Source organism: Labrys sp. E2SS-1L, from assembly GCF_057073705.1.
Genome location: NZ_CP172713.1, coordinates 816,612 through 837,061, shown reverse-complemented (window position 1 = coordinate 837,061; position 20,450 = coordinate 816,612). Strand labels below are relative to the sequence as shown.

Below are 20,450 nucleotides of genomic sequence, written 5' to 3'. Positions count from 1 at the left end.
TCGTGGCGGAATGCGGGCATTCGAGGCTTTGGCGATCTTGGCACGTTCCTTGCGGTTGGTGTGGCAGCCGCTCTGTGGGTCGCCGCAACCAGGCGACCGAACCAGGAACGTTCAAGATGCGCATTCTGCACTATTCAAAATGGGACTGGGTACCCGTCGTACTCGGGACCGCTCATTTCCTCGCCGTGATCGGGTTGTTCGTCGCCTTCCCGCATTTGTCCTGGTGGAGCTTCATCTGCCTGGCGCTGATCTATTCGCTATCGATATCCTGGAATATCAATAGTATATCCCACAACTTCATTCATAATCCGTTCTTCGCCAGTCAGACCCTGAACGTCGTCTTCAGCTTCATACTGTCGATCACGCTCGGCTTTTCGCAGGCCATGTACAACTTCGTCCATATGCGCCATCACAGCGGCAATATGGACAGGCCCGATGAAGCCGGAAAAACCATCGATTACCTGTCGATCTACAAGCATGGCCATGACGGCAAGCCCGAAAATGTCTGGGCCTATACTTTCCTCAGCTATTTTCGCGATGACCCGGCCGAGATCCTCCGGGCCATGGCGCTCAGGCGCCCGGGGGAAGCCCGACAGGCCAAGTTGGAACTTGTTGTGATGATCGGCTTTTATGTGGTGCTGGCGCTGCTCGACTGGCGCTTCATCGTCTGCATGCTGCCCTTCAACTATCTGGGCCAGTGCCTGTCATCCCTCAACGGCTATTACGAGCATTTCGGCGGCGACCCGGAAAAGCCGCTGGCCTGGGGCGTGAGCACCTATGAAAAGGTCTACAACTGGACCTGGATGAACAATGGCTATCACGCCGAGCATCATTACAGGCCCAAGGTCCATTGGACCAAGATGCCCGAGCTCCACCGCACCATTGCCTCGGAGCAGGAGCAGGCTGGCACGCGGGTGATCCGCCCGCCCCATCCCCTTGGCTTCCTCGACGCCGATCTGGCCCAGCACTGACGCACGCCCGTCGGCTCCCACGTGACGCGCCCGCCAAAACCCTCCTCAATCGAGACAATCCCGTGAATTACATCAGCCCCTCCCTCACGCGTACCACCACCAGCGCCTCCCTGTTCGAGACGGCGCGCCATGTCATTCCCGGTGGCGTGAACTCGACCGCCCGGGCCCAATGGTCAGGCTGGCTGCCTTATCCCCTGTTCGTCGAGAAGGGGGAGGGATCGCGGCTCGTCGATGTCGACGGCAATCACTACATCGACTATCTCCTCGGGCTCGGCCCGATGATCCTCGGGCATCGCCCGCCCCAGGTGACCCGGGCGGTCGTCGACTTCATCGAGCAGCGCGGCACCGTCTTCGCCTTGCCGACGGCCGACGAGGCGGTCCTGGCCGAAAAGATCGTGGCCGCGGTCCCCGGCGTCGAGCAGGTTCGCCTGTGCAATACCGGCACCGAGGCCGTGCTCTATGCCACCCGCCTGGCGCGGGCCTTCACCAAAAAGCGCAAGATCATCCGCTTCGAGGGCATGTATCATGGCTTTTCGGATGGGGTGTATTGGAGCAAGCATCCCCCCATCGACAAGGCCGGGCCCGATCATAGCCCCAAAGCGGTGGCCCAGGGTCCCGGCATGCCGCGCGGCGTGGAAGAGAACCTGATCATCCTGCCGTGGAACGATGCGCAGGTGCTGGCCGACGTTCTGGCCAAACACGGCGAGGAGATCGCCGGCATCATCACCGAGCCGGTGATGTGCAATACCGGCTGCATCCTGCCCAGGCCCGGCTACCTGGAAGCGATGCGCGATCTCGCCACCCGGCATGACGTCGTGCTGATCTTCGACGAGGTCATCACCGGTTTCCGGCTCGGCCTCGGCGGCGCCCAGGCGCGGTTCGGCATCCGGCCTGATTTGTCGGTGTTCGCCAAGGGGCTCGGCGGCGGCTTCCCGGTGGCGGCACTCGGGGGCAGGAAGGAGATCATGAGCCTGGTCGCCGACGGCACCGTGTCGATGGCCGGCACCTACACGGCCAATGGCATTGCGGTCGCTGCCGCCAATGCGGCTCTGGACGAGCTCGGCCAAAGCGGGGTCTATGAGCGACTGGATGCCGTCTCGGATGAACTGAGGACGGGGCTCGACCTCGTCCTGAAGCAAGCAGGGTTGCCTGCCTACACGGTCGGTCTCGGCCCCTTGATGCAGGTGTGGTTCGCCGACAAGCCGATCCACAATTATCGCGACGCCGAACGTTACGCCGACCAGGGCCTGTTCCGGCGCTGGTTCGAGGGCATGCTGGAGCGCGGCGTGCTCTTCCATCCCGGCGCTTACGAGAACCTGTTCGTATCGACGGCCCATAGCCGCGAGGACGTCGCGGTCACGCTGGCGGCCGCCAGGGATGTCGCCAGCGGCCTCGCGCGGACGATGTGATCGGTCGGGCCATCCGGTGGCTTGCACCTGGCGGCCGGCCGCTTCCGGCCTGCTGCCACGTGCGATGGATTAGCCTTGCATCGCGCCCTCGAACACGAGGGAGCGATGGGCGGATACGCCGGCCATTACGCCGGCAGCCGAAGCCATCGTGGCATTCGCCATCATGCTGGTGACGTCGCCGGCGGCAAAGACACCCTCGACGCTGGTACGCTTCTGGTCATCGACGCTGACGAGAGGCCCGAGGGGACCGTCCTCGATCCGGCAGCCGAGCTGTTCTGCCAGCGGTGACGTCAAGCAGGTTCGCGGCGCAGTGAAGATGGCCCCGACCGGCACCGTCAGGCCATTGGTGCATCGGACGGCCTCGATGGCCGTGCCGGTGCCGATGATCTCGACGGCCGGGCTCTGCTCGACCTTGATGTTGCGAGCGCGGAACAGCGGTAGGAGGTCCTCATCGGGCTCGAACCGCCCTTGGGTGAAATAGACCGTCGGGCCCCAATCCGACACCAGCACGGCCTGATGCGCCGACATCGGATGGTTGGCGATGACGCCGAGGCGGCGATCCGCGACTTCATAGCCATGGCAATAGGGGCAGCTGAAGATGGAAAGGCCCCAGCGCTCGCGCATGCCGGCGATCTCGGGCAATTCGTCCCCGACGCCGGTCGCCAGGATCAGCCGCCGCCCAAGGGCGATGCCCTTTTGCCCGAGGTCGACCTCGAAGACCGCTCCTTTCCGGCGTGCCTGTCGGGCTTGGCCGGCAAGGAAACCGAAAGTCGGATAGGCGGAGAGCTGAGCAAGAGCGGTGCCGATGATCTCGCGCGGCGGGCGTCCATCCTGGCCGAGAAAGCCATGGGCGCTCTCCACGAAGCGGTTTCGCGGCAGGCCGGCATCGATGAGCAGCACCCGGCGTCGAGCGCGGGCGAGCTGCATCGCCGCGGAAACGCCGGCAAAACTGCCGCCGATAATGATGACGTCGTGAGGGGAATGGTCGGCACGGTCGAGAGGCGACACAGTCATTGAAGTACCTTGAGTCCGGTGTTGAGAAACCTTTGCTGGCACGCCTGCCATATACGTATCATTGAAAGTTACATGATAGTTCGGCCGGCGAAGAACGCAACTTTTATTGTTACGAGATTCAATTCCGGTTATCACGGATAGCGGCAACCCATCATCGCCACGGTCCAGCGGCCGGTCGGAGATGCTGAAAGGAAAGGGGACCGAATGGCTCGCGATAGCCGGCTGTCACGCATGCTCCATGTGCTGCTTCATATCGATCAGGCCGAACGCGGGCTGACCTCGGACGAGATCGGCCGGATGCTCGACACCAATCCCGTGGTGATCCGCCGCACCATGGCAGGGCTGCGGGAGCAGGGCTATGTGACCTCGGAGAAGGGCCATGGCGGCGGCTGGAAACTGGCGCGGCCTCTCGGTGAATTCACCTTGCTCGATGTCTATGCCGCCATCGGCGAACCGCCCATATTCGCCCTGGGTCTCGCCGAGGACCACGCGCAATGCCTGGTCGAACAGGCGGTGAATGCCCGCCTCGACGATGCGCTCGGCCAGGCGCGCCAATTGTTGCTCGATCAGTTTGCCAAGGTAACGCTGGCGGATCTCTCCGCCGATTTCCACGTACGCCTGGCCGCTCATGGCGAGCGTCGGTGCAACGCGCATCGGGAGGAACGCTAGAAAGGCCTATTGCGCGAGAGGAGGGGTCAGCCCGCCTTCTCTGCATCCATCCGTCCCGGTGGGCTTCGGACGAATGTGTCCTGTGCGCCCAGCACGCGTCCGTCCTGGGCGCGAAGTTCGAGCCTGCGCACGGGGAGGGCGGTCTTCTTGTCCACCAGCAGTACATGCGCTTCGTCAGGCTCGAAGAAGAAATCCTCCCCCCATTGCCGCAGGGCGACCAGAACCAGGAACAGGCCGCGGCCCTTCTCGGTCAGAACATATTCGTGATGGGGGCCGCCATCGCTGGCAGGCACCAGATCCATGATGCCATGGCTCACCAGATTGCGCAGCCGCGCCGACAGAATGTTCTTGGCCAAGCCTAGATTCTTCTGAAACTCGCCGAACCGGCGCAGGCCATCGATGGCGTCACGCACGATCAGCAGCGACCACCAATCGCCGATCGCATCCAGCGGCCGGGCGACGCCGCACAGGGATTCCTGGTGGCTTATCCTCTTGGCCATGACATTCGTCCACCATTCTCGTCCGCGCTCTCGTTTCGGAATATAGAGGTTGCAAATTAAAACCGCAAGGTTTATCGAATCCATGGTTTCAATCTAAAACCATGGATATGGACATTCTCATGATCGAGGCAGAGGCCACCTTCGATAGGACCTTTCCGTTCGCCCCGCACTTCACTGACGTGGCTGGCTTTCGAATGCATTATGTCGATGAAGGACCCGGCGATGGCGAGCCCATCTTGTGCCTGCATGGCGAGCCGACCTGGGGCTATCTTTTCCGCAATCTGATTCCTGTGCTGAGCCGGACGCATCGCGTGGTCGTTCCCGATCACATGGGTTTCGGCAAGAGCGAGACGCCGCAAGGGCGCAGCTATTGGCTGCAGGATCACATCGACAATCTCGAGCGCTTCGTCCTTGCCCTCGATCTCGGCAACATCACCCTCGTCATGCATGATTTCGGCGGCCCCGTCGGCATGGGACTTGCTGCGAGGCAACCGCAACGGATCCGGCGGATCATCTCGGCCAATGGGCCGACGCCCTTCGGGCAGGCCGATCTGGTCGAACGCCTCACGGCCAATGCGCAGGTGTCGCCCTGGTTCCAGTGGATTGCTCGAGCCCATGCCGGGGGTGTGCTGACAGGGGTGCTTGGCCAGCTCGGCTTCAACATTTTGAGCACGTTGAAGCTGAACGGCTTCGAGAACAATGCCATTGTCACCGACGCTTGGCTCTCAGCCTATGGTGCTCCTTTTTCGGAGCCGGCCGAATGCCTGGGTGCAATCGGCTGGGCCGAGGGCTTTGCCCTGGGTATCCACCGCTTCGAGCAGCCCAGCCCGGCTGCCATCGAGATCATTCGCGACAAGCCTGCTTTGGCGATCTGGGGGGAGGCGGACCGCACGCTCCAGGCCGGGCATTTCCTGCCCTTGTTCTCCGAGCTTTTCCCTCGGGCGCCCATCGAGCGGCTGAAGGGAGTGGGACACTACTGCTTCGAAGATGCGCCGGACACCCTTGCCGATCTGATCGGCAATTTCATTTGCCGGTCGTGAGATCGCGTAGCAGTCGCGCGGTGACCACCCTGCAGTCCTATGGCTTAGCCGAGTGCGTAGGGTCTCCGCCGCGCGGGTGAGTGTCCACGCATGCGGGATGATCGGCTTGCCATATCAAGGTCATGCCTCCAGGCTAGAACGTCAGGATAGTTCCTTGATCCTTAGAATAAAAAATCCATGTAATGTATTGAGATATATGAATTAATGTGTGCTTCCTGCTGGATTGCGTTGGTGGTGAGACGGCCGACCCTCAATCCGGCAAGACAGCATCCGATCGTTTTTTCAACGATCCGATACCCGCCATGAGGAATTCGTCATGCCTGTCGGCCAGTATAAACTCCTCCTGCCATTCCTACCCCTTGCCATGCTTGCTCTGGCGGCTTGCGCCTCCAATGCCGCACGGCCGGGACAGCCTCCAGCCTGCGTGGCGGAGGCGGCGCAACGCCTGGTGGGTCAGCCCAAGCCAACCGATGATGTGGCCAGGAAACTGACCGGTGCCCAGATCGTGCGCCAGATCAAGCCAGGCCAGGCCGTCACCTTCGATTTTCGTCCGGACCGGGTCACCATCACCACCAACCCGGCGACCGGGCGGGTGGTCAGCGCCGGTTGCGGTTGATTGAAGGTCGCCCTTCCATCCTCTCGGAAGGGCACCGAGGCGATGGGCCGGTTACATCCAGCTCCGGCCGTCGCCGCTGGAGCAGCCATAAGGCGGCAAGCGGTCGCCGAAACGCTTTTGCAGCTGATAGCACCCCCATTTGCGCAGGGCCATCGGCATGCGGCTGTTGAGCTCGATGCCGACTTCGTCGAGCGGGTCCTTGGCGGCCGTCACATAGTCGTACCAGCGATAGCCGGCCGTGCCGACGATGGCGATGACGGCCACCACCACGATCATGATGAGTTTTCGCAAGATCAGCATATTGAATACCTATGGCCTAATGACATCGAAGGAGGGCTGGCTCAGTTTCCCGTGCCGAGCATGGAAGAACGGAATTTCTGTTGGAGGGCCATCACGGCCTGCCCCTTGGCGTTGAAATCGTTGAGCAGAGGCTGCAGGGACGCCAGGGTCTTCTGATCCTTGGCAGTGATCATCATGCCGGTGACTTCGAGCTTGTCCTTGTGGCTTGCGATGAAATCGGAGAGCTGCAACGCGGCGGCAATCATGTCCTGGACCGGCGGCAGCATCTGCTTGACGCTGCTGGCCACGTTCGTCACGTCCCGCTCATAAGCCTTGTCGAAAACGGCCTTGAGATCTTCGGGCTGCTTGAGCTGCGCCTTGGCGTCATTGGCCTTGGCAAGGGCCTGGTCGATGGCACCACCAAGCTCGCCGATGAGATTTTGTACGGCGACCAGATCCTCGCGTCGCGACGCCAGATCGCTCATCGAACGGATGGAGCCCTTCGCCATGATGGCGCTGAAGCGCTGCTGCAGATTGCCTGGCTCACCGGTCGGGCCTGCCGCAAAGTCGGTGATGATGGCATAGTCCTTGACGTAGGGGCCGAAGGCGTCCTTCTGATTGCCGCTCAATTGCGGCACATGAGCGCCCGGCTTGTCGAGGATGCGGGTCTGCAGGAATTCGATGAATTCCTTGCGCTGGCTGGGTTCCTGGTCACCGCAGGCCGAAAGGGCAAGGCAGAGCAGAATCCCCAGAAAGGCCAAGGGGCGGGCAAACGAGTTCATACTGTCGATTCCAGGCAATTCGAATTGAGTGATTTGAAGAGAAATTCCAGAAAGAACATTGAAATTATAGCAATTTCACCCTCTGGAGGCGGCGCGGACACGGTCGAGGGGGAGGAGGCAGGGCAAGCGTACCTAGCATGCCATGTCATTCATTCAAGCTTTGTGCGCTACCGGTTCCGCTTTCAGGTTTCAGCACCGGGCGACGCCTGAGCCCTGACGTCTGCTGAGTTGTTCATCGAACAAGAGCATATTGAGGCCTCCATGCACGACGACATCGCCGCGACATCGCTTTCCTCGACGGTTTCCGCTCCTGCGGCATGTTTCCTCAGCGAAATCTGGCGCGCGGTCGGCGGGGATCCGGCACATCTCCGCCATCTGGCGATAAACGGTACCGGCGCTCTGCCCTCGATATTCCACGTCACCGATCTCGCCAGCGCTGCCGTGGCGGCCGCTGGCCTCGCCGTCGCCGAGTTGGTATCGCTGCAACTGGGCAGATTCCCTGCCGTGCAGGTCGATCGACGGCTGGCCTCATTCTGGTTCCTTACCTCGTTACGGCCCCAGGGCTGGTCGATGCCGCCGCAATGGGATGCCTTAGCCGGCGATTATCAGGCGGCGGATGGCTGGATCCGGCTGCATACGAACGCCCCGCATCACCGTGATGCGGCCCTCGCCGTCCTGAAGACGCCAGCGGATCGCGAGGCGGTGGCTGCCGTGGTGAAGCAATGGCCGGCCGTGGCCCTGGAGACAGCCATCGTCGCCGGGAATGGCTGCGCCGCCGCCATGTACACGCTCGAACAATGGGTCGATCACCCACAGGGAAGGGCCGTCAATGCGGAGCCGCTGCTGCATCGTAGCAGCAGCATCGGCGGCAACCGACTGCGTGCGACATTGTCGGCTGGCCGGCCCTTGCAGGGTATCCGCGTGCTGGACTTGACGCGCATTCTTGCCGGGCCCGTCGCGACACGCTTCCTCGCCGGCTTTGGGGCCGAGGTCCTGCGCATCGATCCGCCTGGATGGGAAGAGCCGGTCACCGTACCGGAGGTGGTGCTCGGCAAACGCTGTGCCCGGCTCGACCTGAAAAACCCGGATGATCTGCATGCGCTGGAACGGTTGCTCACGCGAGCGGACATACTCGTTCACGGCTATCGGCCCGATGCCCTTGCCCGCCTCGGGCTTGGTTCTGCGCGCCGGCGCCAGCTCAATCCCGGGCTAATCGACGTCTGCCTGGACGCCTATGGCTGGAGCGGGCCGTGGCAGGGTCGCCGGGGCTATGACAGCCTGATCCAGATGAGCACGGGGATTGCCGACGCAGGCAGGCGGGCAGCAGGGCGCGATCGTCCGACACCACTGCCGGGACAGGCGCTCGACCATGCCACGGGCTATATCCTGGCGGCAGCGGCCATCCGCGGCCTGGTGGAGCGACTGCAGACGGGGCAGGGATGCGAGGTGCGGGGATCGCTGGCTCGGACCGCACGCCTCGTGGTTTCAAATGGAAACCAGTCAGTCGCTATGGAAGCGCCGGCATCCGAGCAACCCTCCGACTGGTCCGACATTGTCGAGCAGACAGGCTGGGGGCCGGCCCGGCGCATCCGCCCGCCGGTCGTGATCGCGGATAATCCCATGGCTTGGGACTTACCCGCATCGAAGCTGGGATCGTCTGTGGCGGCTTGGCTCGCCGACAAAGCCTGACGCATCAGCAGCACTGCGTTCGTGCCCGAACCCATGGCGCCGAAGATCCTGTTTCTAAAGCGTTTTGCGATTTGGTGGAATCACCAAGAATCGCAAAGGCGCCTTAGCCAATCCTTTGGATCGGCCTTGGGAACAAGGAGTTAGAGCAAATAGGCGTTCACACTTGATCGCGCTTTGCTCTAAGGCCGGGCCAGCGAGGCGCGCTTGTGCGCCGGATGATTCCAATAGGTCGTCTGGCCCTGATAGGCCGAGACGCCGGCAATGGCCGTGGTCACCATGGCCACCGCGAGTGTCGCGACGATGCAGGCGGCGAAACAGTACTGGCGACGGGCAATCCTCCGGCCAGCCTTCCCGGCCTGGGATTGTCCCTCGATAAGGTCCAGCAACGTTTCTTTCCGCACCAAGATCTCGCCCTCGAACTGTCGACATGACGTAACGACAAGGCAGAACGCGACAGGGCTCGTCAGTGCGATTTCGCACATTGCGATCATCACCCGATCACAACGGCTGGAAAAGCAGCCGGGACCCAGTCTGCGGGCGACGTTTTGGCACGGCACTACCGCGGACCCGCAGAGGCGCGAGTTCCCCTGGTAGCCTATCCTGGCCGCGATATCACGGCCCTTAAAAGCCCATGCCACCGCCGCCCGGCATGGCCGGTGGCGCCTCCTTGCCGGGCAGTTCAGCCACAAGCGCCTCGGTGGTGATCAGCAAGGCAGCGATCGACGCTGCACCCTGCAGGGCCGTCCGCACCACTTTGGCTGGATCGATCACCCCGGCCCGGACGAGATCCTGATATTCGCCCGTATAGGCATTGTAGCCCCAATTATAGCTGTCCTTTTCCAGAAGCTTGCCGATGATGATGCTGGCGTCGGCACCGGCATTCGCCGCGATTTGCCGGGCTGGCACTTCGATTGCACGTCTGACGATGTCGACACCGGTTTTTTGGTCGCTATTGCCCGGTTTCAAGCTGCCCAGGGCGCCGAGCGAGCGCAGCAGGGCCACGCCACCGCCGGGCAGGATGCCTTCCTCCACGGCCGCGCGGGTTGCGTGAAGCGCATCGTCGACCCGGTCCTTGCGCTCCTTGACCTCGACTTCGGTGGCGCCCCCCACCCGGATCACCGCCACGCCGCCCGCCAACTTGGCCAGGCGCTCCTGCAGCTTCTCCCGGTCGTAGTCGGAGCTGGTCTCCTCGATCTGGGCGCGGATCTGGCCGAGGCGGGCCTGGATCTCCGCTTTCTTGCCGGCGCCGTCGACGATGGTGGTACTTTCCTTCTCGATCACCACCTTCTTGGCCTGCCCGAGCATTGGCAGCCCGACATTCTCCAGCTTGATGCCGAGATCCTCGCTGACGACCTCCCCGCCGGTGAGAATGGCAATGTCCTCGAGCATGGCCTTGCGGCGGTCGCCGAAGCCGGGTGCCTTGACGGCGGCGATCTTCAGCCCGCCGCGCAGCTTGTTGACCACCAGGGTGGCGAGGGCCTCGCCTTCCACATCCTCGGCGATGATCAGCAAGGGGCGGCCGCTTTGCACGACGGCTTCGAGCAAGGGGAGCAATGCTTGAAGACTGGAGAGCTTCTTTTCATGGATCAGGATATAGGGGTCTTCGAGGTCGGCTCGCATCTTCTCGGCATTGGTGACGAAATAGGGCGAGATGTAGCCCCGATCGAATTGCATGCCCTCCACCACCTCGAGTTCGGTAGCCAGCGCGGTTGCTTCCTCGACGGTGATCACGCCCTCATTGCCGACCTTCTTCATCGCCTTGGCGAGGAATTCGCCGATCTCCGCGTCCCCGTTGGCCGAAATCGTGCCGACCTGGGCGATCTCGTCGTTCTTGGTGACCTTGCGGGCATGCGTTTTGAGATCGGCGACCACCGCGTCCACCGCCATGTCGATGCCCCGCTTGAGATCCATCGGGTTCATGCCGGCCGCCACCGCCTTGGCGCCTTCGCGGACGATGGCCTGGGCGAGAACCGTGGCGGTGGTAGTACCGTCACCGGCCGCGTCGGACGTCTTGGCGGCGACCTCGCGGACCAGTTGCGCGCCCATATTCTCGAACTTGTCGGCGAGTTCGATTTCCTTGGCGACGGTGACGCCGTCCTTGGTGATGCGGGGGGCACCGAAGCTCTTTTCGATGACGACATTGCGCCCCTTGGGACCGAGCGTCACCTTGACCGCATCTGCAAGCAGGTCGACGCCCTTCAACATCTTCTCGCGCGCTTCGGATGAGAACTTCACGTCCTTGGCAGCCATGACAATCCCTCCCTGGAATGGCTCGACCTTCGGCAAGACTGCGCTTTTTTGCGCTAACTTGTTGCTTTGACGCGGTTTTGCGACTTGGGAAATATCTTCATCGCATCGCGACATGCCCGAGCATGTTGCGATTTCTCCGAATCGATCTTTTCCACATTCCCTGTTTCGACGTGTCTTGTTGATGGAGAAGTCTATCAACTTTTTGGGGGAAACGCTTCAGTCTGGATATTGTTCTCGTTCAGTCGTTCCGTGGCGACCTTGTCTGTTCTGGCTCTCGAATTCCTGGTGGCGGAGGAGCAGGGGAGCGGGATCGTCCTCAACTGCCGGAAGGCAAAGCCGAAGGTGCAATGATCCTGCAAGGAACGCGGTATGACGATCTGTCGACGGGGAGAAGGCGGGATATTTCGCATTTCAACCGATCTGGCGGTTTGCCAAGCACGATCGAGGGTGTAATGCTGCCCGCATTCCACGACTCGCAAGCAACATACATTCCCGAATGAAACCCCCGTCCAAGCCTTTCTTCGTCGAGGTCAGGCGTTCGCGATCGATTCCGGCCCAGGCCTCTCCACCCGCGCGACCGACGTCGTCTTGGGAGGACGCGCCCGAGCCTGCCGGTGCGCGATCCAAGGCCTGGCAACATGCCGAGCAGTTCTTTCAGCCTCGAGCCACCGAGCCCGGGCCGTCAGAGCAGGAGCCCCTCGCTCCTGTTGAGCCTGTGCCCATTCCGGCCCAGGCCGTGGTCGAGCCCAAGGACGAGACTGCCCATGTCGAGGCGCGCGACGGGAAGGGCGATAAGAACACCGTCAAACGCAGTCGCAAAATGGCGAAAGCCCCGGTGCTGCCGCCGGAGGAAGCAAGGGTTATTCCGGTAAGGAAGGCACGCAGGAGCAAGGCATCGCAGGAAGAGCATCCCCCGGTGCATTCCCAGCTGGCTCCTGATGTGGCCCCCGGGAACGATCAGGAACCGCCATCTTCCAATCTGCCGGAAGAAGTCAAGACTGCTCCGCGCAAGAAAGCTCCCGCCTCGGAAACACCGCTGGATGAGGTTTCCTCCGAGGATGCGGCCGAAGCGGGTGCGCGCAGGCCTTTGTCGGCTCGCGCCGCTCGCTCCGCTGCCAAACCCGCGGAACGCTGGACCTGCCGGTTGCGGCATGTCCGCCGGAATCTGGGCTCTGGCCGCATCGGGCAACTGCGTCCGTAGCCCCGAAGGGGCATCGCCTTTTGACCGGGATGGCTGATACGAGTTATCGGCCTGGCAGGTCGCGCCGACCTGTGCCGATGCCGACATGGCTTGGCGGTGTACTAGGTCTTGGCCGTTCGGCAGCGCGGGGTGATGGTGCATACGGAACAAGGCATTCTCAAAGTCTCGATCGCCGTCACCATTTTCGTAGCCGGGTTCGGCGTGGTGTTCGGCCTGCTTTCTGGTTCCTTCTCCATCGTCTTCGACGGCGTCTATATGCTGGTCGACGCCAGCATGAGCGGCCTGGCGCTGATTGTGGCGAGCCTGATCGCCACCAATTCGTCCCCGGCCACAGCCGTGGGAAAGCTGCATGAGCGCTTCACCATGGGCTTCTGGCATCTGGAGCCGATGGTTCTCGGCCTCAACGGCGCCATGCTCATCGGGGCGGCCATTTATGCGATGATCAATGCCATCGGCAGTCTGATGGTCGGCGGCAGGGATCTCCAATTCGGATATGCCATCCTCTATGCCGCCGTGGCCTTGGCTGCCTGCATCGCCATGGCGGTGATCGAAACCCGGATGAACCGGACCATCCGCTCCGATTTCGTGGCGCTCGATGCCAAGGCCTGGATCATGTCAGCCGCGATCACGGGGGCGCTGCTTCTGGCTTTCTGCATCGGCTATGCGATCGAGGGCACGCGCTTCGACTGGCTCACCCCCTATGTCGATCCCGCCGTCCTGCTTCTGCTCTGCCTGGTCATCATTCCTCTGCCGGTTTCGACCGTCAGGCAGGCCCTGTCCGAGATCCTCCTGGTAACGCCGACGTCCCTCAAGGACCATGTCGACGCCGTCGCCAAGATCTTCGTCACCAAATACGGCTTTCTGACTCACAAAGCCTATGTCGCGAAGGTCGGCCGAGGTCGGCAGATCGAGCTCTATTTCATCGTGCCGTCCGGCCGGCCAGCCACACGCTTGGAGGAATGGGACCGCATCCGTGACGAGATCGGCGAAGCGATCGGCGGCGAAAGCCGGGATCGCTGGTTGACCATCGCCTTTACCACGGATGTCGAATGGGCCGTGTAGAACGGGCAGAGGATACCAGCGCCGCCTCTGCGAGAGCTGATCATATCTATAATTATGGTTTTATATCAATGAATTACATTGATATAATAATATTTTAGGTTGGATTTTCTCAAGCCAGGATCTTTGCCTTGAGCCAAAGGAAAAGCGGCAGGCGAGCCCATTGCCTGAGGCGGTCTGCATTCTCCATATCGGGAATGGGCTCGCGCAGGGCCGTAATCGCCAGGCCCGCCCGCGAGAGGGCAGAGACATAATTCTCAAGCGGTTGCGACCAGCCGGCAAAGTGCATGCGAAGTCCGTCATGCTCTTCTTCGCCTTCGAAGCGAACCCGGCCGTAATAGCTGCCTTCCAGGATGAAGGGCGCATCCGGCTCAGGGCCTGCGAAGCGGCCACGGTCCCGGAAGGGATGCACCAGCGATATCAGGAACTCGCCGCTCGGCTTGAGGACACGTCGGGCTTCGGCAACGGCCGCCGGTACATCCTCGACATCCATCAAGACATTGTAGGCCACCACCAGATCGAAGCTGGCCGCGGCAAACGGTAGTTTTGCAGCTCCTGCAACGGCGTAGGCGTCGGCTGATTCCGCCTGCCGCGCGGCATCGACCATCGGCGCCACGGCGTCCGTTGCCGTCACGTGGTAGCCCAGCTTGCGCAGTTCGCGACTGACCCGGCCTTCGCCGCAGCCTATCTCCAGAGCCTTGCCTTGCCCGGCACCGATGAAGGCAAGCAATGACTGGCGATAGGCCCAGAAAGCGTCATGGCCCGGCGATCGCGCCCAGGCGATCCACTGTTCGGCAATACGCGTCCAATGGGCCTCGTCCGCTGAACGGTCCATTTCGTCTCACTCCGATCAGATTGTGCTGATTCGAAGGAGCGAGCCTAAAGCAAAGTGCATTCGGGCGGGAAGGGCTGCACCTAACCCGCTGTTTCGGCACTTCTTTGTGCTCGATGACGGTGCATCGACACCTCCGGACAACCGCGCAGGCCTGGCGAATGATCCGTGCGGTTCTCTGCCCTTCTCGCAGACCAAGCGTCAAAGCAGCGCGGTTTCCGCATCATGCGACGAAATTGCTTGCGGGCACGACAGCGCTTGGCGCAAGGACAATCGGGAAACGGCCGGCCGTCATGGACTCCACGATGCAGCGGTCAAGTCTTGGCCACGAATCAGATCTTGGCCGCGAAATTGCTTGGGGGCAGCGGTCCATGGTTCAGGTCATCAGGCAATCGGGCGACGTATTGGTGCTCGGTGCCGGTATCGTCGGCGTCTCGGTTGCTCTGCATCTTCAGAAATTGGGGCGATCCGTCGTTCTCGTCGACCGCCGTCCTCCAGGCGAGGAAACCAGCTACGGCAACGCGGGCCTGATCGAACGGGCCAGCGTCATTCCCTATGGCTTTCCACGTGAGCTCTCGACGATTCTCCACTATGGGCTGAATCTATCTGCGGATGTGCGCTACCATTGGCGCTTCCTGCCCAAGGCCCTGCCGTGGCTCGCGCGCTTCTGGTGGGAGTCCTCGCCCAAGCGGCTGCGCCGGGCTGCCCTCGATATGCTGCCCCTGATCGAGCATTCGGTGGAGGAGCACGCCAGGCTGATGGCCGATGCCGGTATTTCCGAGCAATTGCGACCAACCGGCTGGATGGAGGCCTATCGCAGCACCGCGGCCTTCGAGAAGGCCTGTTCGGCGGCTAGGCAGCTCGACGAATTCGGCTTGCGCTACGACCTCCTTGCCGCTTCCGCACTGCGTGAGAGGGAACCGAGCCTGGCGGGTGTATTCGCGGGTGCGGTGCATTGGCGCGATCCCGCCACGATTGCCGATCCTGGCCGGCTGGTGAAGGAGTATGCTGCGCTTTTCGCCCGCAATGGCGGCAGCTTCGTCGAGGCCGACGCGACAGCCCTGCGGCAGGAAGAGGGCGGCTGGAGTCTGGAGACGCCGGAGCACCACTATCACTGCCGCGAAGCCGTCGTGGCCCTTGGGCCATGGTCGGACCGGCTCTACACGAAATTCGGCTATCGCGTGCCGCTTGCGGTCAAGCGCGGCTATCACGTGCATTTCAATCCGGCACCCGGCGCCGTCCTCAATCGGCCGATCGTCGACATCGAGCGTGGCTATCTGCTGGCGCCGATGACCCGGGGCATCCGGCTGACGACGGGAATCGAGTTCGCCGCACGCGATCACGCGCCGACGCCGGTACAGCTCGACCGGACCGAGCCGCATGCCCGCGAGGTATTTCCACTCGCGCAACGTGTCGAGGCTGCGCCCTGGATGGGATCGCGCCCCTGCCTGCCGGACATGCGTCCCGTGATCGGCCCGGCTCCACGCCACAAGGGCCTGTGGTTCGCCTTTGGCCACAACCATCATGGCCTGACGCTCGGTCCCGCCACGGGGCGACTGCTGTCGGAAATGATGGCGGGATTGCCCACTTTTGCCGATCCGACGCCCTTTGCAATGAACCGGTTCGGCTGAAAGACATAGGGAGTGCAGGCCGGCACCAGCGCCGTTCAGCCATGGGCCCGCTTTGCTCGAGGCGGCAAGGTGCTGCGGATCCTGGCAAAGAGGGCGGCTGGCAGAACCGGCTTGTGCAGCAGGGGGATGCCGCTGGCCTCCGCTTCGCGTAGCCGCTCGGGCGCGGTGTCGCCCGTGATGAGGATGGCGGGCAGGTCGGGGATCCGTTCCCGGAGGATGGCAATCGCTTCCGCGCCGGTTCGCTGCTCGCGCAGGCGGTAATCGCAGATCACCAGATCCGGTGCCATGCGGTCGAGGCAAAGCCGCGCCTGCTCGATGCCTTCCACGGCCTCGCACCGCGCGCCCCAGGTTTTCAGCAGGCGCAACATGCCCTCACGAACGGCTTCGTCGTCGTCGATCACGAGGATCCGGCACGGTGTGCCCAGCGTCGTGTGGTCGTTCGCGAACGCGGACGGCTCGGGATCGGCCTGCATGCCGGACTGCCCGGCTGCAAGAGGCAGAATAAGAGCGAATTTGCTGCCGCGGCCAACCACCGAGCGCAATCGCAATTCATGATTGGCGGCCCGGGCGAGACGCTCGGTGATAGCCAATCCCAGGCCGAGCCCCTTGCGGCGATCGCGCTCGGGATTGCCGAGCTGATGAAATTCTCGAAAAATTTCCTGCTGGTTGTCGGCCGCGATGCCGATGCCGCTGTCCCAGACCTCGACATGGACCTGGTCGGAGCGGCGCCGGCAGCCGATCAACACACCACCGCGTTCGGTGTAGCGAATGGCGTTGGAGATCAGGTTGCGCAGGATCAGCTCCACCAGTGCGGGGTCTGATTCCACCATCACATCGGTATCGCGCTGACGGTAGACGATGCCTTTTTCATCCGCCGACGGGGCAAGTTCGGTACCGATCCTGTTGAGCAGGGGCTGGAGTTCGAAACAGCGCTTGCTCACCGTGACCACGCCGGCTTCGAGCCGCGAGAAATCGAGCAGCGTGTTGAGCATGTCGCCCGAAGCACTCGAGGCGGCGCGGGCATTGTCCAGGATCTCGCGTTGCTGCGCCGTCAACTGGCCACGGGCGAGCACTTCCAGGAACAGGCCCTGGGCATGGATGGGTTGGCGCAGATCGTGGCTGGCGGCAGCCAGGAATTTCGATTTGGCCTGGTTTGCGGTTTCGGCCTCGAGGCGGGCGGCCTGGGCGATTGCCGTCTCCTGGCGCAGGCGCTCTACCAATTCGTTGTTCTCGAACCGCAGCTCCGCCAATTTCTGGAAGGTCTGCGACGCGCTGCGCGCCGAAGCGATGATGGCGATGCAGAACAATATGCTGCCAATCGCCATGCCCCAATACATGGGATCGCCGAGCGTGACCAATTTGAGGGAGAGCATGGCGATGAACACGACCGAATAGCCGACAAAGGCCGGCAGCACGGGCGCCATGAAGGAGAGGGAGCCAGCCTGGATGCCGGCCATGAAACACAGAAGCAGGGCGATGGCGAGGGGCGAAGCCTGATCAAAGGCGATCCAGGGCAATATGCCCCGCAGGACGCCGATCGCCGTGGCAAGCAGGACGGCATAACGCTGGTAGCGACCGGCCTCGGCAACAGGATCCGGACTGTCACGGAAGCGGTTGGCGAGCAGGCGCAGAAAAGGCACGGGAAGAAAAGCGCAGACTGCCCAGATCGCCAAGGGAAGCACGGGGGCATTCAGGGCGAAGATGACGGCCATCGCCGCATTGCCGATGCCGCCGATGATGAAGGCAAACGGAGCCGTGCCAAGCATGAAGCGAAGCTGCTCCGCAGCGATGCGGGCGGGAACCGGCTTGAACAGGAGCGCTGCCATTCAGCGTATCAGGCCGCGTTCGCGGGCCGTGGCCACCGCCTCCGCCCGGCTCGCCACGTCGAAAGCCGCCAGCAGGGCCTGGACGTGCACGCGTACCGTGTTTTCCGACAGGTTGAGGTGGCGCCCGATCACTTTGTTGGAATAGCCCCGGCCCAATTGGTCGAGAACCTCGTATTGGCGCGGCGTGAGCTGGGCCTGGCTTCTGGCGAGCGGATGAGCGATCTCGCTGGGGGCCGTCTCTCCTCGCAGGGCACTTTCGACGGTCGCGACGATACGATCGGTCGGCTCGGCCTTAGACAGGAAGGCCGCCGCGCCCTTGGCGAGGGCCTCCGCCCGAGTGCCGACATCGTCATGCGAGGTGAGGATGATCACAGGTGCGCCTGGCCAGCGTCGCCTGAACACGGCCAATCCTTCCATGCCGCTCAGGCCGGGCATCTCGATATCGAGCAATACCGCATGAGGCCGTATCTGGTCCTCGGCAATGGCCTGGGCGATCGAGGCGGCCTCGCGGATCATGGCGTGCGGCAGCCCTTGCTCGAGCACCAGGCGCAAGCCGGCGCGCAGGAGCGAGTGATCATCGATCAGGAGTAAGTGCAGCGGCGATGGGGCGTGCATGACACCCTACTTTAGGCTAGTTGCCGACCTTAGACCATTAGTCCATGCAGACTAGTCCAAGACAGACTATGGAAAATGAGCTAAGAGTTTTCTAAAGTCGCTTTGACCAACGGGTTGGAGTTGAGTGGAGCAACTTGGCGGGATTGGTCTCACGACGAGCTTGCCGGCCGATTGCGGCTAAGGCGCTTGCCGCAAGAGAATCGGATGGTTGAGGTTTTCACCTCGTCGATCTATCGCCGATCCGGGCCAAGCAGGCTGCATTCCCAATGGTAGCCAGCGTGACAGGGGGGCGCACTATGTACTTCGGCAATTCGCTGCCGAAGTTCTCATGGTCCATTTTCTTGCTGAAAGACTCCTCCCGTGGAACCGATCCCCACTTCCCATGCTCCCGAACACGACCGGCAGGGCGCGCCGTGGACGATTGCCGTCATCGATGACAAGCAACTCACCCGCAGCTGTCTGATACACAGCCTCGTCTCTGCTGCCCCTGCCTTTTCTGCCCTGGGATATGCCAGTCTGGCGGATTGGCACCAGAGTGAGGAAGGCTACGGCCCGTGCATTGTCCTGTTTTGCGTCACGGGTCAGAAGGCAACCGAGGCGGTCGTGGGGCTCGATCTCGATTTTGTGGCCCAACATTGCGGTGACGTTCGGGTGATCGTGGTTTCCGACATCGAGGATCCCCGGCTGGTCGTGGCGGCTCTCGGCAAGGGGGCACGGGGCTATATCGGCATGAGCTCCAGCCTCGATGTTGCCCTGGCGGCTATACGCCTGGTGGCGGCAGGTGGCATCTTCGTCCCGGCAAGCGGCCTGCTGCCGTCGAAGTCACGGGCTGGTTTCAGCGGAGAGGAAAGCCAGGACGAAGGCGTGTCTCGGCAGGCGGCCTTCACACCCAAGCAACTGGCGGTGATCCAGCGATTGCGCCAGGGCGAGTCCAACAAGATCATCGCCTACAAGCTCAATATGGAGGAATGCACCGTCAAGGTGCATATCCGCAACATCATGCAGAAGATCCGGGCGCGCAATCGCACGGAAATCGCCTATATGACCAACGATCTTTTTGACGGCGACGCCCACTGATCCAATCGGAAGGGGCAACCGAGTTCGGTTCCGGTCGCCGGGATCGGGGCGTTGCAGGCTTCAGAAGGCAACCGCCTCGACGATGCGGACACCGGATCGTCGGGCTCGCGCCACCAGATCTGCGCAATCCTTGCCGCCCGGAAAAGCAATCACCACGAAGGGCTCGTAGAAATTGAGCATGTGCTCGTTGCGCAGCGGTCCCGCGGATGTGCCATATCTGAGCCAGGACGCGCGCTCGACAATCGACCTGACCCGATGGGCGACGGCCCACTTGGTTGCCAGCAGGTCAGCGCCACGCTTGCCGGCATGAACGATACGAAATTCTCCCTCATCCGCCAGCAGGCGGTCCAGGATGGCGAAGACGCGTTGCTCATCGATGGTCTCGTCATCACCACAGACGAGCACGGTTCTGGGCTTGCCTGGCGGCAGGCGCGGGATCTTCTCGCCGGAAGGCTGCAGCAGCGAGAGATGTCTGTTGTGCATGTCGATCGTCATGAGTGCCACCGCCCGGACCTGTGACCGCTTTGAAGCGCAGTTTCTCTATTCTTCTTCGCGTTGATGCATTTTCTTGAGCAGAATTTCCCCGATCTCCCGGGGGGATGTCGCGGGTCCTGCCGTGATCCTTGATACCGAACCTGCATGTTGGCCGAAGACCGGCCTGTATCTGGTTCGGGTCAAACCTCTTGGCTCTTCCTTGCCCGCCATTAGATCAGCCACCGGCGTGACAGGGGTGTGATCCGATTGTCCGGAGCCCACTACCGCATGATAAGGCAAGGCGAGCGAAGGCGAGTCTCGTCGTGAAAGTGCCCCATCAGCGCCCAACTCTCATGCCACTCTGGCGGTGTCATCGAGATCTGATCTCTGTCATTCACCCCCCCCTCCATTGGTATCCGCCGCCCTTGCTGAGTATCGCCGACGCCCTCATTCACTCTCTGACATCCATCATACTCGCCCTGGCGGCCATCCGCGTGACGGGCATCATGGCCCTGG

At 62.3% G+C, this 20,450-nt stretch carries 20 protein-coding genes; 10 read left to right on the top strand and 10 right to left on the bottom strand.

The window, feature by feature from the left end:
* Positions 1–116: 116 nt before the first annotated feature.
* Positions 117–971 (top strand): fatty acid desaturase family protein, encoded by an 855-nt coding sequence (locus tag ACIGJE_RS29485; protein WP_415085959.1) that lies wholly within the window; start codon positions 117–119, stop codon positions 969–971.
* Positions 972–1,033: 62 nt separating this feature from the next.
* Complete coding sequence (locus tag ACIGJE_RS29480) at positions 1,034–2,380, top strand: aspartate aminotransferase family protein (RefSeq protein ID WP_415085957.1); 1,347 nt, start codon at positions 1,034–1,036, stop codon at positions 2,378–2,380.
* A gap of 69 nt (positions 2,381–2,449) precedes the next feature.
* On the opposite strand, the gene ACIGJE_RS29475 is transcribed toward ACIGJE_RS29480, so the two are convergent.
* Positions 2,450–3,394: an NAD(P)/FAD-dependent oxidoreductase gene (locus ACIGJE_RS29475; RefSeq protein WP_415085955.1), complete on the bottom strand. Its 945-nt coding sequence runs from the start codon at positions 3,392–3,394 to the stop codon at positions 2,450–2,452.
* Positions 3,395–3,598: 204 nt separating this feature from the next.
* Between ACIGJE_RS29475 and ACIGJE_RS29470 the strand changes: the two genes are divergently transcribed.
* Positions 3,599–4,063: an Rrf2 family transcriptional regulator gene (locus tag ACIGJE_RS29470; protein WP_415085954.1), complete on the top strand. Its 465-nt coding sequence runs from the start codon at positions 3,599–3,601 to the stop codon at positions 4,061–4,063.
* A 26-nt stretch (positions 4,064–4,089) separates the two neighbouring features.
* Here the strand turns inward: ACIGJE_RS29470 and ACIGJE_RS29465 are convergent, their stop codons facing one another.
* The gene (locus ACIGJE_RS29465; protein WP_367624343.1) at positions 4,090–4,563 is read right to left on the bottom strand and encodes a winged helix-turn-helix transcriptional regulator; all 474 of its coding nucleotides are present in this window, start codon (positions 4,561–4,563) and stop codon (positions 4,090–4,092) included.
* A gap of 119 nt (positions 4,564–4,682) precedes the next feature.
* Here ACIGJE_RS29465 and ACIGJE_RS29460 point away from each other — a divergent pair, with 119 nt between their 5' ends.
* Positions 4,683–5,603, top strand: coding sequence for an alpha/beta fold hydrolase (locus tag ACIGJE_RS29460; protein ID WP_367624344.1), 921 nt, complete (start codon positions 4,683–4,685; stop codon positions 5,601–5,603).
* Positions 5,604–5,919: 316 nt separating this feature from the next.
* Positions 5,920–6,219: an I78 family peptidase inhibitor gene (locus ACIGJE_RS29455; RefSeq protein WP_415085952.1), complete on the top strand. Its 300-nt coding sequence runs from the start codon at positions 5,920–5,922 to the stop codon at positions 6,217–6,219.
* 51 nt (positions 6,220–6,270) lie between these two features.
* On the opposite strand, the gene ACIGJE_RS29450 is transcribed toward ACIGJE_RS29455, so the two are convergent.
* Together ACIGJE_RS29450 and ACIGJE_RS29445 are read right to left on the bottom strand one after the other, a co-directional pair.
* Complete coding sequence (locus ACIGJE_RS29450; RefSeq protein WP_245196957.1) at positions 6,271–6,519, bottom strand: hypothetical protein; 249 nt, start codon at positions 6,517–6,519, stop codon at positions 6,271–6,273.
* A 41-nt stretch (positions 6,520–6,560) separates the two neighbouring features.
* Positions 6,561–7,280, bottom strand: coding sequence for a DUF3053 family protein (locus ACIGJE_RS29445; protein ID WP_311945111.1), 720 nt, complete (start codon positions 7,278–7,280; stop codon positions 6,561–6,563).
* Positions 7,281–7,541: 261 nt separating this feature from the next.
* Here ACIGJE_RS29445 and ACIGJE_RS29440 point away from each other — a divergent pair, with 261 nt between their 5' ends.
* A complete protein-coding gene (locus ACIGJE_RS29440; RefSeq protein ID WP_415085949.1) occupies positions 7,542–8,969 on the top strand; it encodes a CoA transferase in 1,428 nt (475 codons plus the stop codon).
* A 179-nt stretch (positions 8,970–9,148) separates the two neighbouring features.
* Here the strand turns inward: ACIGJE_RS29440 and ACIGJE_RS29435 are convergent, their stop codons facing one another.
* Together ACIGJE_RS29435 and groL are read right to left on the bottom strand one after the other, a co-directional pair.
* On the bottom strand, positions 9,149–9,355 hold the full coding sequence (locus tag ACIGJE_RS29435; RefSeq protein ID WP_367624347.1) for a hypothetical protein: 207 nt from the start codon (positions 9,353–9,355) through the stop codon (positions 9,149–9,151).
* 235 nt (positions 9,356–9,590) lie between these two features.
* Positions 9,591–11,219 (bottom strand): chaperonin GroEL, encoded by a 1,629-nt coding sequence (gene groL / locus ACIGJE_RS29430; RefSeq protein WP_311945107.1) that lies wholly within the window; start codon positions 11,217–11,219, stop codon positions 9,591–9,593.
* A 736-nt stretch (positions 11,220–11,955) separates the two neighbouring features.
* Between groL and ACIGJE_RS29425 the strand changes: the two genes are divergently transcribed.
* Entirely contained in the window at positions 11,956–12,420 is a 465-nt protein-coding gene (locus ACIGJE_RS29425) for a hypothetical protein (RefSeq protein WP_415085946.1), read from the top strand.
* 132 nt (positions 12,421–12,552) lie between these two features.
* Positions 12,553–13,482: a cation diffusion facilitator family transporter gene (locus tag ACIGJE_RS29420; protein ID WP_376717800.1), complete on the top strand. Its 930-nt coding sequence runs from the start codon at positions 12,553–12,555 to the stop codon at positions 13,480–13,482.
* Between the two features lie 109 nt (positions 13,483–13,591).
* On the opposite strand, the gene ACIGJE_RS29415 is transcribed toward ACIGJE_RS29420, so the two are convergent.
* A complete protein-coding gene (locus tag ACIGJE_RS29415) occupies positions 13,592–14,314 on the bottom strand; it encodes a class I SAM-dependent methyltransferase (RefSeq protein ID WP_311945103.1) in 723 nt (240 codons plus the stop codon).
* Between the two features lie 368 nt (positions 14,315–14,682).
* Between ACIGJE_RS29415 and ACIGJE_RS29410 the strand changes: the two genes are divergently transcribed.
* Positions 14,683–15,942 carry an NAD(P)/FAD-dependent oxidoreductase gene (locus tag ACIGJE_RS29410; protein ID WP_367624350.1) on the top strand — a complete coding sequence of 420 codons (1,260 nt, stop codon included), beginning with the start codon at positions 14,683–14,685 and terminating at the stop codon, positions 15,940–15,942.
* 35 nt (positions 15,943–15,977) lie between these two features.
* Here the strand turns inward: ACIGJE_RS29410 and ACIGJE_RS29405 are convergent, their stop codons facing one another.
* Positions 15,978–17,768 (bottom strand): ATP-binding response regulator, encoded by a 1,791-nt coding sequence (locus tag ACIGJE_RS29405; RefSeq protein ID WP_311945100.1) that lies wholly within the window; start codon positions 17,766–17,768, stop codon positions 15,978–15,980.
* Positions 17,769–18,383, bottom strand: a complete 615-nt coding sequence (locus ACIGJE_RS29400; RefSeq protein WP_311945098.1) for a response regulator — start codon at positions 18,381–18,383, stop codon at positions 17,769–17,771. It lies immediately after the preceding gene.
* 360 nt (positions 18,384–18,743) lie between these two features.
* On the opposite strand from ACIGJE_RS29400, the gene ACIGJE_RS29395 reads away from it, so the two are divergent.
* Positions 18,744–19,460, top strand: a complete 717-nt coding sequence (locus ACIGJE_RS29395; protein WP_311945096.1) for a LuxR C-terminal-related transcriptional regulator — start codon at positions 18,744–18,746, stop codon at positions 19,458–19,460.
* Positions 19,461–19,520: 60 nt separating this feature from the next.
* On the opposite strand, the gene ACIGJE_RS29390 is transcribed toward ACIGJE_RS29395, so the two are convergent.
* Positions 19,521–19,955, bottom strand: a complete 435-nt coding sequence (locus tag ACIGJE_RS29390; RefSeq protein WP_311945095.1) for an SLOG family protein — start codon at positions 19,953–19,955, stop codon at positions 19,521–19,523.
* Between the last annotated feature and the right edge of the window lie 495 nt (positions 19,956–20,450).

Excerpts from the sequence above, each read along its gene's own strand:
- ACIGJE_RS29485 (WP_415085959.1), top strand. The coding sequence starts at position 117 with ATGCGCATTCTGCACTATTCAAAATGGGACTGGGTACCCGTCGTACTC.
- ACIGJE_RS29475 (WP_415085955.1), bottom strand. The coding sequence starts at position 3,394 with ATGACTGTGTCGCCTCTCGACCGTGCCGACCATTCCCCTCACGACGTC.
- ACIGJE_RS29470 (WP_415085954.1), top strand. The coding sequence starts at position 3,599 with ATGGCTCGCGATAGCCGGCTGTCACGCATGCTCCATGTGCTGCTTCAT.
- ACIGJE_RS29465 (WP_367624343.1), bottom strand. The coding sequence starts at position 4,563 with ATGGCCAAGAGGATAAGCCACCAGGAATCCCTGTGCGGCGTCGCCCGG.
- ACIGJE_RS29460 (WP_367624344.1), top strand. The coding sequence starts at position 4,683 with ATGATCGAGGCAGAGGCCACCTTCGATAGGACCTTTCCGTTCGCCCCG.
- ACIGJE_RS29455 (WP_415085952.1), top strand. The coding sequence starts at position 5,920 with ATGCCTGTCGGCCAGTATAAACTCCTCCTGCCATTCCTACCCCTTGCC.
- ACIGJE_RS29450 (WP_245196957.1), bottom strand. The coding sequence starts at position 6,519 with ATGCTGATCTTGCGAAAACTCATCATGATCGTGGTGGTGGCCGTCATC.
- ACIGJE_RS29445 (WP_311945111.1), bottom strand. The coding sequence starts at position 7,280 with ATGAACTCGTTTGCCCGCCCCTTGGCCTTTCTGGGGATTCTGCTCTGC.
- ACIGJE_RS29440 (WP_415085949.1), top strand. The coding sequence starts at position 7,542 with ATGCACGACGACATCGCCGCGACATCGCTTTCCTCGACGGTTTCCGCT.
- groL (WP_311945107.1), bottom strand. The coding sequence starts at position 11,219 with ATGGCTGCCAAGGACGTGAAGTTCTCATCCGAAGCGCGCGAGAAGATG.
- ACIGJE_RS29420 (WP_376717800.1), top strand. The coding sequence starts at position 12,553 with ATGGTGCATACGGAACAAGGCATTCTCAAAGTCTCGATCGCCGTCACC.
- ACIGJE_RS29415 (WP_311945103.1), bottom strand. The coding sequence starts at position 14,314 with ATGGACCGTTCAGCGGACGAGGCCCATTGGACGCGTATTGCCGAACAG.
- ACIGJE_RS29410 (WP_367624350.1), top strand. The coding sequence starts at position 14,683 with ATGGTTCAGGTCATCAGGCAATCGGGCGACGTATTGGTGCTCGGTGCC.
- ACIGJE_RS29405 (WP_311945100.1), bottom strand. The coding sequence starts at position 17,768 with ATGGCAGCGCTCCTGTTCAAGCCGGTTCCCGCCCGCATCGCTGCGGAG.
- ACIGJE_RS29400 (WP_311945098.1), bottom strand. The coding sequence starts at position 18,383 with ATGCACGCCCCATCGCCGCTGCACTTACTCCTGATCGATGATCACTCG.
- ACIGJE_RS29390 (WP_311945095.1), bottom strand. The coding sequence starts at position 19,955 with ATGACGATCGACATGCACAACAGACATCTCTCGCTGCTGCAGCCTTCC.